The sequence below is a fragment of the Jeotgalicoccus coquinae genome (assembly GCF_014207425.1).
Lineage (GTDB): Bacteria > Bacillota > Bacilli > Staphylococcales > Salinicoccaceae > Jeotgalicoccus > Jeotgalicoccus coquinae.
In genome coordinates this window covers 371442-388586 of record NZ_JACHFF010000002.1, presented here as the reverse complement: position 1 = coordinate 388586, position 17145 = coordinate 371442, and the positions used below count along the sequence as shown (strand labels likewise).

20 protein-coding genes are annotated in these 17145 nt (G+C 42.1%); 7 read left to right on the top strand and 13 right to left on the bottom strand.

The genetic code is table 11. The features are described 5' to 3' along the window. Window positions 1-17: 17 nt before the first annotated feature. The 3 genes from HNR41_RS08495 to HNR41_RS08485 form a co-directional block, all read right to left on the bottom strand. Window positions 18-914 carry an RluA family pseudouridine synthase gene (locus HNR41_RS08495; protein WP_184283654.1) on the bottom strand — a complete coding sequence of 299 codons (897 nt, stop codon included), beginning with the start codon at window positions 912-914 and terminating at the stop codon, window positions 18-20. 161 nt (window positions 915-1075) lie between these two features. Then, complete coding sequence (locus tag HNR41_RS08490; RefSeq protein ID WP_184283652.1) at window positions 1076-1516, bottom strand: SRPBCC family protein; 441 nt, start codon at window positions 1514-1516, stop codon at window positions 1076-1078. A gap of 65 nt (window positions 1517-1581) precedes the next feature. Next, window positions 1582-1947 carry an AbgT family transporter gene (locus HNR41_RS08485; protein WP_260399602.1) on the bottom strand — a complete coding sequence of 122 codons (366 nt, stop codon included), beginning with the start codon at window positions 1945-1947 and terminating at the stop codon, window positions 1582-1584. Here HNR41_RS08485 and HNR41_RS11425 point away from each other — a divergent pair. The 5 genes from HNR41_RS11425 (at window position 1835) to HNR41_RS08465 (ending at window position 4062) form a co-directional block, all read left to right on the top strand. Continuing rightward, window positions 1835-2380 carry a catalase-related domain-containing protein gene (locus tag HNR41_RS11425; RefSeq protein ID WP_260399597.1) on the top strand — a complete coding sequence of 182 codons (546 nt, stop codon included), beginning with the start codon at window positions 1835-1837 and terminating at the stop codon, window positions 2378-2380. The two genes, HNR41_RS08485 and HNR41_RS11425, sit on opposite strands and share 113 nt — an antisense overlap. Window positions 2381-2404: 24 nt before the next feature. Beyond that, entirely contained in the window at window positions 2405-2830 is a 426-nt protein-coding gene (locus tag HNR41_RS11420) for a type 1 glutamine amidotransferase family protein (RefSeq protein WP_229714973.1), read from the top strand. Between the two features lie 107 nt (window positions 2831-2937). Then, the gene (locus HNR41_RS08475) at window positions 2938-3174 is read left to right on the top strand and encodes a glutaredoxin family protein (RefSeq protein WP_184283648.1); all 237 of its coding nucleotides are present in this window, start codon (window positions 2938-2940) and stop codon (window positions 3172-3174) included. A gap of 85 nt (window positions 3175-3259) precedes the next feature. Beyond that, entirely contained in the window at window positions 3260-3415 is a 156-nt protein-coding gene (locus tag HNR41_RS08470) for a hypothetical protein (protein ID WP_184283646.1), read from the top strand. Beyond that, entirely contained in the window at window positions 3415-4062 is a 648-nt protein-coding gene (locus HNR41_RS08465; protein WP_184283644.1) for a DsbA family oxidoreductase, read from the top strand. Before HNR41_RS08470 ends, HNR41_RS08465 begins: the two co-directional genes overlap by 1 nt. A gap of 115 nt (window positions 4063-4177) precedes the next feature. Here HNR41_RS08465 and HNR41_RS08460 read toward each other — a convergent pair whose 3' ends face one another. After that, window positions 4178-4726, bottom strand: coding sequence for a superoxide dismutase family protein (locus tag HNR41_RS08460; RefSeq protein ID WP_229714972.1), 549 nt, complete (start codon window positions 4724-4726; stop codon window positions 4178-4180). 68 nt (window positions 4727-4794) lie between these two features. Next, window positions 4795-5934: a glycerate kinase family protein gene (locus tag HNR41_RS08455; RefSeq protein WP_184283642.1), complete on the bottom strand. Its 1140-nt coding sequence runs from the start codon at window positions 5932-5934 to the stop codon at window positions 4795-4797. A gap of 104 nt (window positions 5935-6038) precedes the next feature. On the opposite strand from HNR41_RS08455, the gene HNR41_RS08450 reads away from it, so the two are divergent. After that, complete coding sequence (locus HNR41_RS08450; RefSeq protein ID WP_184283640.1) at window positions 6039-7034, top strand: acrylyl-CoA reductase family protein; 996 nt, start codon at window positions 6039-6041, stop codon at window positions 7032-7034. 25 nt (window positions 7035-7059) lie between these two features. Here the strand turns inward: HNR41_RS08450 and HNR41_RS08445 are convergent, their stop codons facing one another. The 7 genes from HNR41_RS08445 to HNR41_RS08415 form a co-directional block, all read right to left on the bottom strand. After that, entirely contained in the window at window positions 7060-8442 is a 1383-nt protein-coding gene (locus HNR41_RS08445) for a lanthionine synthetase LanC family protein (RefSeq protein ID WP_184283631.1), read from the bottom strand. A gap of 142 nt (window positions 8443-8584) precedes the next feature. After that, entirely contained in the window at window positions 8585-9010 is a 426-nt protein-coding gene (locus tag HNR41_RS08440; RefSeq protein WP_184283629.1) for an OsmC family protein, read from the bottom strand. A gap of 13 nt (window positions 9011-9023) precedes the next feature. Beyond that, window positions 9024-9803 (bottom strand): sulfite exporter TauE/SafE family protein, encoded by a 780-nt coding sequence (locus HNR41_RS08435; protein ID WP_184283627.1) that lies wholly within the window; start codon window positions 9801-9803, stop codon window positions 9024-9026. Beyond that, window positions 9803-11164 (bottom strand): MBL fold metallo-hydrolase, encoded by a 1362-nt coding sequence (locus tag HNR41_RS08430; RefSeq protein ID WP_184283625.1) that lies wholly within the window; start codon window positions 11162-11164, stop codon window positions 9803-9805. The genes HNR41_RS08435 and HNR41_RS08430 overlap by 1 nt, the downstream gene beginning before the upstream one ends. A 33-nt stretch (window positions 11165-11197) precedes the next feature. Then, window positions 11198-12277: a DsrE/DsrF/DrsH-like family protein gene (locus HNR41_RS08425; RefSeq protein WP_184283623.1), complete on the bottom strand. Its 1080-nt coding sequence runs from the start codon at window positions 12275-12277 to the stop codon at window positions 11198-11200. Window positions 12278-12433: 156 nt separating this feature from the next. Further along, complete coding sequence (locus HNR41_RS08420) at window positions 12434-12718, bottom strand: metal-sensitive transcriptional regulator (RefSeq protein ID WP_184283622.1); 285 nt, start codon at window positions 12716-12718, stop codon at window positions 12434-12436. Window positions 12719-12799: 81 nt separating this feature from the next. Next, window positions 12800-14407 (bottom strand): M20/M25/M40 family metallo-hydrolase, encoded by a 1608-nt coding sequence (locus HNR41_RS08415; protein ID WP_184283620.1) that lies wholly within the window; start codon window positions 14405-14407, stop codon window positions 12800-12802. A gap of 164 nt (window positions 14408-14571) precedes the next feature. Here HNR41_RS08415 and HNR41_RS08410 point away from each other — a divergent pair, with 164 nt between their 5' ends. Then, a complete protein-coding gene (locus tag HNR41_RS08410; RefSeq protein ID WP_184283618.1) occupies window positions 14572-15123 on the top strand; it encodes a GNAT family N-acetyltransferase in 552 nt (183 codons plus the stop codon). Window positions 15124-15141: 18 nt separating this feature from the next. On the opposite strand, the gene HNR41_RS08405 is transcribed toward HNR41_RS08410, so the two are convergent. Next, entirely contained in the window at window positions 15142-17121 is a 1980-nt protein-coding gene (locus tag HNR41_RS08405; RefSeq protein WP_184283616.1) for an elongation factor G, read from the bottom strand. Window positions 17122-17145 lie beyond the last annotated feature (24 nt).

The window sequence follows — 17145 nt, the reverse complement described above, 5'->3', positions numbered from 1 at the left end:
TCCACCCCGTTTTCTACTTAAAATCCTCTAGTAAATGATGATGGTGTTTCAGATTCAAAGCGCATGACTTTACCACTAGTCGGATGAGTAAATTTAATTACATTCGCATGAAGTCCAAGTCTGTTAATCGCATTAATTTCTGAACCGTATTTCTTATCTCCGACGATTGGATGACCAAGTTCCTGCATATGCACACGTATCTGGTTTTTACGGCCGGTTTCCAGACTAACTTTTAATAACGAGAATCTGCGGTTCGATTTCAGCACTTTGTAGTGTGTAATTGCCTTCTGTCCGTTATTCGGCTTTGGACTTGAATGCATCATGAATGTCTTGTCCTCTGTCAGCCATGATGTAATCGTGCCGCCTTTTTGAACAATACCTTCAACCAGTGCAACATATGAACGTTCCTGCACGGCTTCCGTCCATGACTTCTGCAGCTTCTGCTGAACAATTTTACTGCGCGCAAAAATCATTACGCCCGAAGTATCGCGGTCCAGTCGATGGACGATAAACACACGGTTCTTCGGATGAATACTCTGGACGTAGTCCATCAGCTGTTTGTAAGCCGTCATCTGCCGCTCCTGCTTCGAGCCCATTGAAAGCAGTCCGCTTTCTTTATCAATCACAATGACATCATCATCTTCGTGAAGTATTGTCACACCTTTTAATTTTATGGAAGCCGAAGCCACACGTGCACGTATTTGAACATGATCTCCCGGTTTCAATTTGTCATCAAACTGAGTTGTCGGTTTGTCGTTAACTACAATCTGGCCGCGTTTTAAAATACCTTTAACAGCATTACGGCTTTTTGACGGCATGACTTTGAATAAAAACTCGAGTACTTCTGTATGTTCTCTCACAGTCCATTCTTCATGACGCGGTGCATTTTGTTTAGCTTTTGGTTTCTTCTTCATTCTGAAATCCCTCTACTTTTTCTTATTTCCTGCTCGTTCACGGTACTAAGCGATTACTCTATTGTACTTTGTATATTCCTTAATTACAGTAAAATATTCATATTAAAAAAGCTTTCCGCCTTATTTGAACAGAAAGCTTTTTGGATTGTCATATCTTAAATTTAATTTTCAGCAGTAACTGCTTCTTCAAGTTTTTTCATTTCTTTGTTCATCACCGATTTAACGACAGGTTTTACTGTCATTGCAAACACTCTGACACCCATTCCGCTTTCTATAGATGACTTCACAGTGAGTTCTGAATAATCACCTGCGGGCTCGACATTAAATAACGTTGTTATAACGCCCTGTTTAAGCATGGTTTTCATCACTATACGCTTGTTATCAACGTATTCTGTAATCTCATTTCTAAAACGGTATGTCTTATTTCTAACGCCCAGCGTTATTCTGAATTTTGTTCCTTTTGAGCGCTTCCCTTTAGTATTATATTCTATACCTTTAAGAATACTGAAGATGTTTTTAAGCTGTTCATCATCATTGATGACCGCAAAGATATCTTCCGGCGAAGCTTCGAGCTTATCGTTCTGATAGCTGTATATTTCCATATGTAATCACTCGCTTTCATGTTGATATTGTCATTATAACGATTTACCGTCTCAGATACTAACCCCTAAAAAGGTCCCAGATTAATAAGTACTGCGATTGTTAACAGTATGCATGCTATCGCTGACCATATTAAGAACAGCGGCATAAACCATTTCGCCCATTTAATCCATGACACCCCTGCCACTGCAAGGCTTGCCATTAACGGTCCTGATGTCGGATACAGTACATTGGAAAATCCGTCTCCAAACTGGAATGCCAGCACACTGACCTGTCTAAAAATACCAATCATATCTGCAAGCGGTGTCTGAATCGGCATCATGATTGCTGCCTGTCCGCTCCCTGAAGATACAAAAAAGTTAAAGACTGAGTTCATTATAAACATCCCGAGTGCGGTTGCTACCGGAGGCAGTGCAGATAACGGCTGTGACAGTGTATTTACGAGCGTATCAAGTATCTGTCCGTTCTCCAATAACCAGCGTGACGGTTACAACCAAATGTTTATTCATAAAGGACAGACGGCACATCATATTAACCATATGAACGATAATCAGCCTGAACCTTTAAATCCTGAAGAAGGCGGTTATGAACATTATCATGAAAAAGTTGAAGGTCGTAAAATCCAGGCAAGAAGCGACAGCTTTAAAGATCACTTCAGCCAGGCTAAACTGTTCCTAAACTCATTATCCAAAGACGAGAAACAGCATTTATATGATGCATTCAGTTTTGAACTTGGTAAATGTGATATGGAAATCAGAGAACTTGCGATTAACAATCTGCTGAACAATATCGACCGTGATTTAACAGAATATGTTGCAGACCATGTAGGTGTCCCGGTGCCTCCTGAGAATAACGAATCAACTTAAGATAAAAGCTCACCTGCACTCAGCATGACATATACAAACTTCTCACTGAACACACGTACAGTCGGCGTCATTGTTATGCCGGACGTTGCAGAAGAAACGCTGAAAGAAGCGAAAGAAAAACTTGAAAAACAAGGCCTTCAGCCAATGTTTATTTCAGATAAAATCTATCACATCGGGAATATTACACTCGATGCGACATTTGATACAGTACATGCCGTGCTGTTTGACTCACTTATCGTGATCAGCGGAGAACAGCCGCTGCCGGCGCCGGCAATTGAAAACCTTGAAATTGCTTATAAGCACAAAAAGGCAATTGGTTTCGGTACTGATTCAGTAAATATATTTGACTCACTGTCATTCACAAAAGATAATCTCGGCGTTACTGATATTGAACAGAATTTTGACGGTTTCCTGAACGATGTTAAAGGACACAGAGTGTGGGACCGCTAAATAATATTAAACTGCCTGCTGCTCAATGAGCTGCAGGCAGTTTTTTCGGTATTGTACAATTATCCTGTTAAAATTAAGTAACTAATAGAAACGAGAGAGGAAACATTATGACTGAACAAGTAAAAATATTTACATCGGCGACATGTCCGGTATGCGGCATGGCAAAAGATTTGCTGGATTCTCTGGATATCTCATATAAAGAGGTTAATGTAGACATTAATCCGGTTTCCATCGTTAAACTGATTGGCAGTACGAGAAAATTCACAGTGCCCCAGACAGTTATTAACGGCAAAGTCATTTCGGGTTTCAATCCCGACAAAGTTATTGAAGCAATACATGACTGATAAGCAGTTTTATCGTGTTATTCCACCCCGCCTGTTAAAATTATAGACAGTTAAAGTTCTGCTTTACACGAAAGGAGTTTTAATTGTGAGTGTAAAAGAAAATGAAAATATCACTTCTAAAGAAGCGCTTAAAGAGATTACAGGGATTGAAACTTTGGATCTTGGCAGTTCGGGAATGGTATGTGACTTCGAGACCGGTATTTGCGGTCCCATCAACGAAGAGAAAGAGGATAAAAAATAATGAAAATTACAATCTGGTCAGATTTCGTATGTCCGTTCTGTTTTATCGGACAGGCAAACTTAGACAATGCACTTAAAAAATTTGAACATAAAGATGAAGTGAAAATTGAGTATAAGAGTTTCCAGCTGATGCCGGATGCTGAATATACTCCGGGTGAAACTTATGCTGAAACCTTCTCTAAAATGAAAGGTGTTACTGCAGCCCAAACAGAAGGAATGTTTGCACAAGTTACAGAAACAGCTGAAAAAGCAGGTGTGAAAATTAATTATGAGACTGCTAAATTAACGAACACATTAGACGCTCACCGTGTATTCCAATATGCAAAGGAACAAGGTAAAGGCACTGAGTTCTTTAAAGCACTATACGATGCACACTTCACAAACGGCGAGGTGCTGAACGACGAAGATACGCTTGCACGCTTGTCAGAATCACTCGGACTGGATGGCAAAGCTGTCCGCGATATCGTAAACAGCGATCAGTACAACCAGGATGTAAATGTAGATATCTCGCAGGCATCAAGCCTCGGTATTCAAGGCGTGCCATTCTTCCTTGTTAACGATAAGTATTCAATTTCAGGCGCACAGCCTGTTGAATTATTCCAGGAAGCGCTCGAGAAGATTTACCATGAAGGACAGGACACTGAATAATTTGAGATTGTGACTCTTGGGTTGATATGACAGTTCCTCATGTGAGTCCAGACACTATAAATAAAAAAACCGTGGAATCCAGAATTCGGGTTCCACGGTTTTTTTGCCTTCATTGCTATTTAGCTTCTGAAATGACACCGCAAACAACGGGTGTTCCAGCATCGCCTGAAGGTTGTGTTTCATAATCATCTTCACCTGAGTGAATGATTAATGCAGTACCTGCATCAGTCATTAAAGTTGTATCGACATTTTCATCCAATATAGTAACATTTTCTGCAGCAATTTCCGTTGAAACCGTCCCGTCATCAGCAACTTCAATATTTTCTAAATCCCCTGCATGAGGTCCATCTTCATGATCAAAACCATGAGCTGCATCTGTCGGATTGTAGTGATCTCCTGCTGTTTCAAAATCAGGACCTTCACACATTCCTGCATTATGGATGTGAATCCCGTGCATTCCGGGTTCCAGACCTTCCGCTTCCAGTGCAATCGTTAAACCGTCATCCGCTTCTGAGAAGGTAGCAGTACCAATTTCTTCTTCGTCAGTGTTCATCATTGTGACTTCAAATTCTTCCGACGGGTCCTGTGTCGGTGTTTCGCCGTCGCTGCATGCTGCAAGTACCAGAATCACGAGTAACAATGGCAAGTACATCAAACGCTTCACAAATAATCCCTCCAGCTCTTTTATACACATGTTCCCTGAATGAATGGACATAAACCAATCTCATAAAACTAAAGATTGATTTTTAAAGCTCTCATAATTTGCTCCGCCGTTTTTTCAATATTAATCCTTGACCGTTCACAATCCATTGCTTCCTCGATGGACACAGGTTCCGGCTGGATAGAAAAGACCGCATCAATACCGTGATTATTTAAATCATACGAATCTTCACTCAAACTCCCGCCGACAGCAATTACCGGAATATTAAACTTCCCGGCCATACCCGCCATGCCTGCAGGCACTTTTCCCATCGAAGTCTGCGCATCAATGCGCCCTTCACCGGTAATAACCAAATTTGCATCTTCCATTTCCAATTCGACCCCGAGCACATCCATAATCAGTTCAACACCTGATTCAAGCTGTCCGTTTAAGTAGCCGTGAAACGCTGCACCAAGACCTCCGGCTGCGCCGCCGCCTTCAACTTCAGTAATATCTATATTCATTTTCTCAGCAGTCAATTTTGCATAGTGCTTTAACCCGGCATCAAGCATTTTCAACATGTCACTGTCCGCGCCTTTTTGCGGACCGAATACATATGACGCACCCTGCTCGCCGTATAAAATATTGGACACATCGCACGCTACTCTGAATTCACACTCATTAAACTTTTCACTCTCGGCAGTCCTTCTAATGGAATGTATTGACGATAAAGAACCTCCTCCAAACCCAATCTCTTTCCTGTCAGCATCAAGAAACTCATAGCCCATCGCCTGGAGCATACCGACACCGCCGTCATTCGTTGAACTGCCGCCGAGACCGATAATGAACTTTCTCGCCCCTGCATTAAAAGCGTGATTAATTAACTCACCCACACCAAAAGTAGTCGTGACGAGCGGATTCAGCTTATCTTCAGACAGCAAAGTCAAACCGCAAGCTGATGCGACTTCTACAATCGCGAGATCTTCATCTTCAATTAAACCGTAGAAAGCCTTAATCGGCGTTCCCAGCGGACCTGTAACAGATACCTCAACCAGACTGCCATTCATACCGTCAACGAGCGTCTCGACAGTCCCTTCACCGCCGTCAGCCATGGCAAATGATTTTACAACAGCATCAGGAAACACCTGCTTTATACCAATTACAACCGCCTGGTTCGCATCTACAGAAGACAGGCTCCCCTTAAATGAATCCATACCTATGATAGCTTTCATGATACTCCCCCATAAATATAATCATGCCTCTATATTACAACTTATGATTTATGAATCACACTTGAGGGTACTTGCTAATTAAAGTATTAATTAGGAGGCTCACAATGAATTCTTTTAAAGCTTTAGTTGCTGATAAGACTGATGAAGGCACGGAGATGAGTGTGAAGAGTTTAAATATAGATGATTTATCCGAAGGAGATGTGCTGATTGATGTCCACTATTCCAGCGTGAACTATAAAGATGGCATGGTTGCAGCGAAGGGTAAGATTGCTGAATATTTCCCGATTATTCCGGGTATCGATCTTGCAGGTGAAGTTATTGAATCCACTGATGACAAATTTAAAAAAGGGGATTCTGTCATCGCGACGAGCTATAAAATCGGTACAGGGATTTCAGGCGGTTTTTCTGAAGTTGCACGTATTCCTGCAGAATATGTTGTACCGTTACCTGATGGTATGACGTTGAAAGAGTCCATGGAGCTTGGTACTGCCGGATTTACAGCAGGAATTTCCATCAGCAAACTTGAACAGGCCGGTATGACACCCGACAATGGTGAAGTGCTCGTTGCCGGTGCTTCAGGCGGTGCCGGGAGTCTGGCAATCAGCATGCTCGCAGCATTGGGTTACGATGTTGTCGCAAGTACAGGCAGCATAGATGAAAAAGATTATTTAACATCACTTGGTGCAGCGAAAGTGATTCATCGTGATGACGTCGTTAATGATAGTGAAAAGCCGGTCAATAAACCGCAGTACCAGGCTGCGATTGATCCGGTCGGCGGCAAAACGACAGAGTATATTATTAAAACGCTTAAACCCGAAGGTGCACTTGCTACATTCGGACTGGTTGGAGGTATTCAAGTCCATACGACTGTATTGCCGTTTATCGGACGCGGTATTCACTGGCTCGGTGTTGATTCTGTATTCTATCCCATGGAACAGCGTATAAAAGTTTGGGATAGACTGGCGAAGGATTTAAAACCTGAAATTCTCGACAAAGATGTCGTTAATGAAATCAGTCTAGAAGAGCTTCCGCAAGTTCTTCATGATATAATCGACGGCAAGGTCAGAGGCCGTACGATTGTTAATTTAAAAAATGAATAATTAAGCAATTTAAAAACTCCTTCAGCTATTTTGCTGAGGGAGTTTTTGTTTTCGGATACGGGTCATCCGGCAGTCTCAGTACATCGAAATCATTCGTCACCGCCTGGTAAAGCTGAACCAACTCAGCTGCGATGCCTGAAGATCCGTCAAGATAACCGATTTTCGCAGTCACATGTTCAGGATCCGTTCTGTCGAACGCATGATACCAGCATGCTCCAGTATTTTCTTCATAGACGCTTTCGCTCAGCAGCTGCTTGCCAACGCGTTTCGCATAATTTAAATACTTATCTTCACCGGTCTCTGCCCACAGACCAAGAAACACGCTGCTCATGCCTGCAGAACCGCAGCATTGTGATGCGACATTCCAGTAGCCGTCTGAATGAAGTTCCGGTGCGCCTGTATTTAAAATTCCATTGACGATATTTTCTGTCCACTCTTTATATTCCGTTTCACCAGTCACTTTATACAGTTTGTAAAACAAGCGGATAGTTCCTGCTGCACCGTGACACAGCCCAAGATAATGCACATCTTTTAAATAGGGAAAGCTGTGCGGAAATAAAATATTGTCTCCTTCAACAGTCGCAATCGCTTGAATATATTTTACACCTTTTTCAGCTGCTGCAAGATATCTTTCATCTTTATTTTCTTCATATAAAGATGCCATCGCATATGCAACGCCTGCTGTACCGTAAAAATAGTTCGGCATTACACTGTCTTCAGGAATTCCGAAATAAGCCGGACTGATTGTCGGCCATGTCATCTGACCGTCTTTTTCCTGTCCCTCATTCAGAATTTTCCCGCCTGCTTTTAAAGCAAGTTCATGCCAGTCTGTTCTCTTATATTTTTCTGCTGCTTTAATTAAAAATAATATAATACCGGAGTCAAAGAAAATCGCAGGTTCACCTGTCCAGACAATTCCTTTATCTGTCTGACGTGCCGCATCAGCCGTTTCTTCAATCAGCTGAATTGCAAATTCATCAAATTCAGCCATCCCTGAAACTTCTGCCAGCTCACCAAATACATACGCAATCCCTGTCACACCGTTCAGCACACCCCACTCTGAATGCTCGATATTACCGCCGTACTGCTGCATTCTCACTTCACAGTCCCAGTTGCTGATAATATACTTCCCAGCTTTAACAGCATCGTCTAAATAACTGTTATTATCAGCCGCTCGTGCCAGCTGAGTCAGAAAATAAATCACACCCGGCGAACCGCTGTATAAAGAAAACTGTCCCATAAATGTGTTTTCATGAGGTTCAGCCGGAGAAAATGGTTCTTCTTCCCAGTACATACCTTCCGGTGTTTCAATTGCAGTATTTTTAAGCATTTTTGCCGCTTCTTTTGCAGCATTTAAATAGTCTTCAGTTTCTGGTTCATGAAATAAAGGTCTTAAGTGGTTCGACATTCCAACACTCCTTATTATAAAACGGTGGTGATACTGTATTTGTCTTTATTATATACTAATAATTCAGATTTTAATCTTTTTAGTTTTTTCTAAGAAAAAATGACCTTGTATGATATAACTCATACAAAATCATCTTTAACTTTTATTCAAATTTTATTTTACCCTCAATTTTAATTTCTGCATCTGCTCTTTTCAGCAGATTGCCGATATGACAACCCATATCTGCAGTATTAAATGCACGTTCTACAAATTTAATCTCTTCTTCAGTCGCACTCTCAGGAAGACTCACTTCAGGATAGTGAACGATTTTTAATCCTTTATCTTTCGAATTCACTGCATCTGTTGTCATAGTGAGACTTATTACCGGCAATTTTCTCGCAGCGGTCAGTGCAATCAGTGTCATCGCGTAACAGGATGCTGCCGATGCTGCGAGCAGATCTGTAGGGTTCGCACCGTCGCCGCTGCCTCCGGAAACGGTCGGAATCGCAATCTGAGTATCCATTTTATCTGCTGTAATTGTACCTGTTCCTTTCGTACTTCCGTTCCAAACTGTTTTTAAATGAGCCATAATTATCCCTGCCCTATAGTAAGATTTCAATCCATATTTTAATTGCTGTTGCTAAAATTAAAACCGCAAGCAGCCACTGCAATATTTTTGTATTCATCTTCTGGCCAAGTTGTGCACCGAGAGGCGCTGCTATCAGACTAGCAATAATCATAATCAGCGCAGGACCGTACAGTACCTGATCTGTTAAAATTTTACCTGCCGTTGTCCCAATTGAAGATATAAATGTCACAGCAAGGCTCGTCGCAATTGTTACCCGTGTAGGTATTTTAAGAACAACCAGCATAATCGGCACTAATATAAATGCACCCGCTGCACCGACAATACCGGAAGCTGTTCCTGTAATAAAAGCCAGCCCCGCTGCAAGATACTTATTATAGCCCAGTGAATCTCCCGGCGAGTACGGTACTTCCTTTTTAGGCATAAACATCATGACTACTGCAATTGTTGCTAGTACCGCGTAAACAAGATTCACTTGGGATTCTGAAAGATATCCGGAGCCGTACCCGCCAAGCATACTTCCAAAAAGGATTGCGCCACCCATATAGATAATCAGGCGAAGATTAAGATAACCGCTGTTTCTGTACGCCCAGACACCGCCAATCGTTGCAAAAAACACCTGTACTGCACTGATTCCGGCAACTTCATGTGCTGTAAAAGAAGTGAATCCCAGCATAGCCGGAATATAAAGCAGCATAGGATACTTTATAATCGAACCGCCTATCCCCACCATGCCGGAAATGTAAGAACCCAGAAAACCGATAATGAATATAACCGTTATAAATGATATATCCATTAGTTCATCACTGCTTTAATGCCCATATACCCTCTTTCGACGTTAATTAAATCATCGAATCCGCGGGCTTTTAATACACTCATTGCGATTGCTGAACGTACGCCTGATTGACAATGAACGTAAATTTTATCTTCTTTGCTAAATGGAATCTCTGCATTCTGCAGTTTACCGAAGTGAATATGTGACGCACTTTCAAGATTTCCGCCGTTATATTCCGAACTCGAACGGACGTCCAGGATGTTTATGCCATCTATATTCTGAACAAGTATTTCCGGGGAAATATTTTCGTATGAGTCATTAAAATACTTATCTGCCTGGTCCGCAGGTACGATTAACTGCAGATTATCAAAGCCGATTGATGCCAGATCTTCCTGAATTGATTGACTGTCTTCAGGATTGGCGATTACCGTCATCGGCTCATTATAATTGATATACCAGCCTGCGAACTGAAGGAATTTCCCGTTGTAAGGTACGTTGATTGAACCTTTCATAAAGCCTTGTTTGAATATTTCTTTGCTTCTTAAATCGAACACTTGCCCCGAGAGGGTTTCCGGTGCTGCGACTTCAACTTCTCTCACATTGAATTCCGGCAGTCCTTCTTTGTTCACTTTTTTCATCTGTGCAAAGTAATTCGGCGGCTCCGGCTGATCACTTGTCAGCTCGGTAATGAATGCCTCTTTGTCATCATAATTGAACACCCAATTATTCTGACGCTCGTAACCAAGCGTTGATAACGGCACCGCAACAAGTGACTTGCCGCACGCACTTCCGGCACCGTGTCCCGGCCAAACCTGCATGAAGTCCGGGTAATCCGCCATCTTCTGCAGTGAACCGAACATTGCATCGGCACCTTCTTCTGTTGTGCCTTTCATATTCGCTGCTTCTTCAAGTAAATCCGGACGGCCGATATCACCAACAAACATAAAGTCACCCGTAAATATTCCCATTGGCTCAGTACTTCCACCGCCAAGATCTGTCAATACGAATGATATACTCTCAGGGGTATGCCCAGGTGTATGAATGACTTTTAATTCAACATTGCCGACATTGATAACGTCGCCTTCTTTAAGGTATACCGTATCTTTCGGAACGTCCTGATACTTCCAGTTGTCGTCGCCTTCATCCGACACGAACAGTTTCGCTCCAAATTTACGCGCTGTATCACGCAGTCCTGACGCAAAATCTGCGTGAATGTGAGTTTCTGTTGCCTGTGTAATGATAAATCCTTCAGCACGTGCAGTTTCTTCGTATTCATCCAGTACGCGTTTCGGGTCGATAATAATAGCTTCTTTTGTCTTTTGACAAGCTACCATATAAGAAGTCTGTGATAGTTTCTGATCATAAAATTGTTTGAAATACATTTAATACACTCTCCTGCTTTTTTATAATTTAGTTTATATAAATAAGTTAAGATTTCCATTTTCCGCATCTCCAAGATACGTTCCCACGCCGCCGAACTGAATATTTGGTAGAAGTTCTTCTTTTTCGACAGCCATAATATCCATGCTCATCGTGCACGCAATCATTTTAACGCCGAGCTTGTCCGCTTTCTCAATCATTTCAGACAGTGCATCGACTTTCTTTTTCTTCATGACATGCTGAATCATTTTAGAACCCATGCCGAGCATATTCATTTTTGAAATCGGCAGTTTTGAAGCTGACTTCGGCATCATCATACTGAACATTTTATCGAGACCTTTTTTATTTCTTTTCGGTGCATTCGGATCTTTAATAATATTCAGACCCCAGAAAGTAAAGAACATCGTTACTTCTTTGCCCATGCTCTTTGCACCGGCCGCAATAATGAATGACGCAAGCGCCTTGTCCATATCACCGCTGAACACAACAATCGTCGCGCCGTCTTGCGTCTCAACCATCTGGTGCCCTTCAACTGCTGACGGTGCTTTCTTTTCAAGAACCACAGTAACTTCGTCAGCTGAGACTTCATTTTTGAGTATGGCATGTCCATGTTTTTTAGCCCATGCTTCTACATCTGTACAAAAGCCGTGGTCCGTTACAGTAATCTCCATCTGTTTGCCTGTTTCGAGACCGTTCATTACTTCATTTACTTTTAACAGAGGTCCCGGACACTGCAGTCCGTGTGCTGCGATCATAATTCTGTCGTCATCAATATTTGAATTGTTCTCGACTGGAGAAATAACTTCTTCAGTATCAGTACTGCTGAACTTTCCTGTATAAGATGAAAACCCGCCTTCCAGGCTGATTGCATCAAAACCGTTGGCGTTCAATAGATCCGCTGCTGTTTGACTGCGTCTGCCGCTCTTACAGTATGTGTAGATTGTTTTATCTTTCGGCAGTTCATTTATACGCTGCTCCAGCTCTGTTAATGAAATGTGTTTTGATGATTCAATGTGTCCCAGTTCATATTCAAATGTTTCTCTGACATCAAGCAAAAACTCTCCTTTGTTAAGCAGCTCATCTGCATCGTTCATATGATAATTATTTTTAGTCATTTTAATAACTCCTTCTTGTTTTAATACCTATAGGGGTATATTAACAAGTATGATTTTATTTGTCAAATACCTGCGGGGGTATATTAACAAGTATGATTTTATTTGTCAAATACCTGCGGGGGTATATTTTAAAATAAAAAAATAAGAACAGATAAATTATCTGCTCTTATTTAATAATTCTACTGCTTCTTTAATTAATTCGTCCGCATCCTGATCCGGATGATTCATCGCTTCTTTCACACATTCCACAAGGTTCTCACTGATAATTACGTTCATTGTACGGTTAAGTGCGCTCTTCGCTGCACTCAGCTGTGTGACTACATCGCGGCAATTTTCACCTTCTTCAATCATCTTTTTCGCACCGTTAATCTGCCCCTGCAGTCTGTTTATACGGTTGATGATTGCTTTGTCGTATACATGCGTTTGATCTTCAACAGTCATATACATACCTCTTTTCACTGTGTTTAAGTACGTATATTATAGTGTAAAATATGTCATTAGTCAAATACCCTACCAGGTATTTTAAAAGAGTTCGCTCATTACTTTACGCAGCACTCCCGGCATCATCTCAAACGCATTTTTCTTATGCAGGCGCTCGGTCATCTTATGCGCATCCTTGCCGAACGGCCCGATGTTCATCACCGGAGCACTCAGCTGCTGCATTGCTTCAAACGGAATTGAATATGTCCGTCCCCACAACGGCGCGTTGTTTTTAAACGACTGCCAGCCGTTGTCTTCAGGGTTGTAGTTCACGTAGCTTAAATCCGAAATACCGTTAAAGTAATGCTTATTTGTCACATCGTAATTATATGTTTCATGCATTTCACTTTTAGTTGCCTCGATCAGCTTCTTCACCAGCTCATCATCCGAAGAATTCACTGCAGGCATATACGGCGGTGCAAACATCAGCACTGTTGCCGGTGCCAGCTCCTGACAGTATTCCATTAACTTATCGGCAATCAGCAGTGTCATCTTCCGTTCGTCCGTGCCGTTTTTCTCAATCACTTCACTGATTAACGTATCTGCTTCTTCTTTGCTGTATTTATCGATAAAATAATCAAGCACTTCGTGATATTCCAGCACTCTGATACAGTTCAGCGCAGGTATATGATGCGCTTTGCATATTTCTTCATAATCCGTTCGGCATTCGTGCATTGCTTCGCCTGCAATTTCTTTAAATGTAATCATGACATCTTTTGCTGTCTGCGTCATCGTGGACACGTTATACAGTGCGTAGCTGTGATGCGATGTCTGGACATCGTAATTATCTTTTAAATCATTCGCCTGCAGACAAACCGGCAGCGGAGTTGTTTCCCCATCGAATGTTTCTAAAAAGCGGTCTGTGTATTCCATTTTCTTAGTTAAATAAGAGCCTATAAAATGTGATGTAATCCCGTTCAGAGGTTCTCCTGCATGAGTCGGCACACCGTAAAATAATGCTGCCGGCAGTATTTTACCGATTGAGCCCGAATATATGTAGTGGTTATCATCCAGCGGCTGCTGCGTGAATGACGGCTCCCCGTTTAAGAACAGTTTAATATTTAAATTGTTTCCTTTAGATATTTCAAGAATTCCCGGTACTGCAGCAAGCATCCCCCGGGAACTGACCTCTTCATCCGGTACTGTCACAAGCAGTAAATTCACCGGCCATTCTTCACGCACAGCCTGTTCAATTAAATGCATATGCAGTGCAAGCCCTATTTTCATATCCATTGTCCCGCGGCCAAAGATGTACTGATCCGTGCACAAATCTTCTTTCGCATCCGGTGTTAATAAATCGGGATTGTCTCTGAAGACCTGCGTCAGTTGTTCCGGCTTAAAAGCAAGTTCCTGCAGCTGGCCGTATTCCTCTGTCCCGACCGTATCAAAGTGGCTGATCAGCACGACAGTGTCCCGGCTTTTATCCGTTTTATATAATGCCGTAAAAGCGTTTCGGTCTTCGCCTGCATCAAATAGTTTAATGTTATCCGGATGCTCTTTAAAATAATTCAGTTCGCTAAATTTCGCTGTCAGCTTATGCGGGAACTCAACTTCCCCCTGTGTCCCAGATAAACTTTTCCAACCGACTAATTCATAAAGCAAAGCTTCAAGCTGTGCCGGTGATTCCCATAAATACCCCTTTTGTTCCATATGCATTACTCCCTTTGTTTACAGTAAAATGAAATCCCGTATATTTCCCGGGAAACATTGCGATACATACTTTAACTCTACTTTATATTAAAAGTCATAATATTAAAAATATATTCAACGTATTTTAGTAAAATGGTATTATAGAACTATATTTGGAGGTATTTATGTACACTGATAAAAATCTCGGCATTCGTCCGATTAAAAATGAAGATTTAAAAAAGCTGTGGGAATTAGTCTATAAAGAAGAAAATCCGGAGTGGAAACAGTGGGATGCACCGTATTTTTCACACCGTGCCGTCTCTTTTGAAACATTTATGGAAAAGAGTGACGCATTCGTTGATTCAGACAGTCTGTGGCTGATTACCGTTAACGAAAAAGTATGTGGTGTTGTGACATATTACTTTGAAGATGAAATGAAGAAATGGCTGGAAGTCGGCATCGTAATTCACCAGGGAAAAAACTGGAATAAAGGGCTCGGCACAAGGGCATTAAAACTGTGGATTCACCACGTCTTTAATACCGTTTCCACTGTCAGAGCCGGACTGACAACATGGTCAGGCAATGAACGGATGATTCGTGTCGCAGAAAAACTCGGCATGCAGCTTGAAGGCAGAATACGCAAAGTGCGCTACTACAATGGTGAGTATTATGATTCTGTCCGCATGGGAATTTTAAGAGAAGAATGGGAAACAAACAAAGCATCAGAATCCGACTAGATTCTGATGCTTTTGAATTTAACTGAAATCACCTTTAATGTGACGGACTTCATCAATGTCATACCATTTCACTTCGTAGCCTGCGCCCTTTTTAAAGTAAATGGAGTTTGGTGTATTCTCGAGATCGTTTTCCGGATTATAATCCGCAGCTTCAATCACTTCTTCCGGATTGTGGCACGGCCTGTAACCTGCCGGCTGCAGTGATACTGTTCCTTCACCTTTTGTGTATGAAGCAAGTTCAATTGGATAGTCTGTAAATGTTGCGGCCGGCACTTCGCCTTTCAACAGCACTTTGTTATCTCCAAGCTGCTCCATATCTCCTGATTCACCGTGAAATCTTTGAATATCGGACATCGCACGTCCTGCCGATTCAGCGGGCAGCGTAATTTCAAATGAATACCATGGCTCAAGCAGCACAGATTCTGCTTTCATTAAGCCCTGTCTGACGGCCCGGTATGTTGCCTGCCGCAAATCCCCGCCCTGAGTTTCCCTTAAAGCAGTTTTTGCGGCCATTAAAGTAATCGTTACATCTATCAGCGGCGCACCGGTCAGCACTCCGCGATGATTTTTTTCTGTAATATGCGTCATAATAAGCTTTTGGAACTGAATTTTTAAATCATCAGTATCCGCTTCGTTTTTAGCAATAATCCCCTGACCTGACGGGCCCGGTTCCAGTCTCAGCTGCACTTCGGCATAATGGCCGAGCGGTTCAAAGTGACCGTATCCGATAATGCGTTCCTGAATCGTTTCACGATATAAAATCACCGGCGGCCCGAATGTAATATCTATTCCGTACTGATCACGTATTTTCTCTGTCAATATTTCTGTATGAATTGTCCCCATAATTCTCATGTGAATATCGCCGGTTGCTGCTGAAGTTCTGAGAGCAATTTCCGGTTCTTCCGCTTCAAGCTGCCTGAGTGTTTTCATTGCCGTAAATACATCTGTTTCTTCCGGCAAAATAATTGATGCTTCCATTACCGGCTGAAGTTCAGGAACTTCCGATGCAGGAAAAAGTTCAATATCCGTTTCCGACAATGTAATGATATCTCCTAACCCGGCATTCTGTATACCGATTGCCGTACAGACATCACCTGCCCGTGCTTCATTAGCTGATTCAAATTTACCGCCATTCAAACGCATCAGCTGATTAATTTTTTCGCTGTCTGAACCATTGTAATAAACAGTATCTTTAACTCTGAAAACACCGCCAAGCACTTTAAACAGAGTCAGTCTCCGTCCTTTATCATCGTGCATAATTTTATACACTCTGGCCCCGGCTTCTTCTCTGTATTCTTTCGGTTCAGTTAAGTTTCCAAATATGTTGATCACGTCTTCTATACCGTCACCGTTAAGTGCAGATCCCCAGATACATGGAAACACCGTTCTGTTCATCAGTGCTTTTTTCGCAGCATCTGACCAGAAAACATCATCTTCCGCACCTTCCATAAATATATCCAGCAATGTTTCGTCCTGCATAGCCAGCTGTTCAACAAATGATTCGCTTAACTTTAATTCTTCATATGAAAACAATGCACATCTTTTATCCAGCTCCTGCAGACTTTCCATAATCTTGTCTTTATCGACATTCGGCCGGTCATTTTTATTAATATAAATAATCGCCGGGACATCGTACTTTTCAAGCAGCTGGAAAATTGTTGCCGTGTGAGACTGAACACCTGCGGCCGCACTGACAACAATAATTGCCAGGTCCAGTATTTGCAGAGACCGTTCCATTTCTGCAGATAGATCCGCATGTCCCGGTGTATCGATTAAAGTAAACCTGCGGTCGCCGACTTCAAAATCAGCTTGTTTTGATGTCACAGTAATGCCTCTCTTTCTTTCAATCGACTCGTAATCAAAATATGTATCACCGTGATCAACACGTCCCCTGGTGGAAATCGCGCCTGCCCGATAAAGCAGTGCCTCGGTCAATGTCGTTTTGCCTGCATCCACATGGGCTAGTATGCCTATAATTGTCCGTTCCCCTGTAATCATCTGTGCACCTCCTGAACATGAATC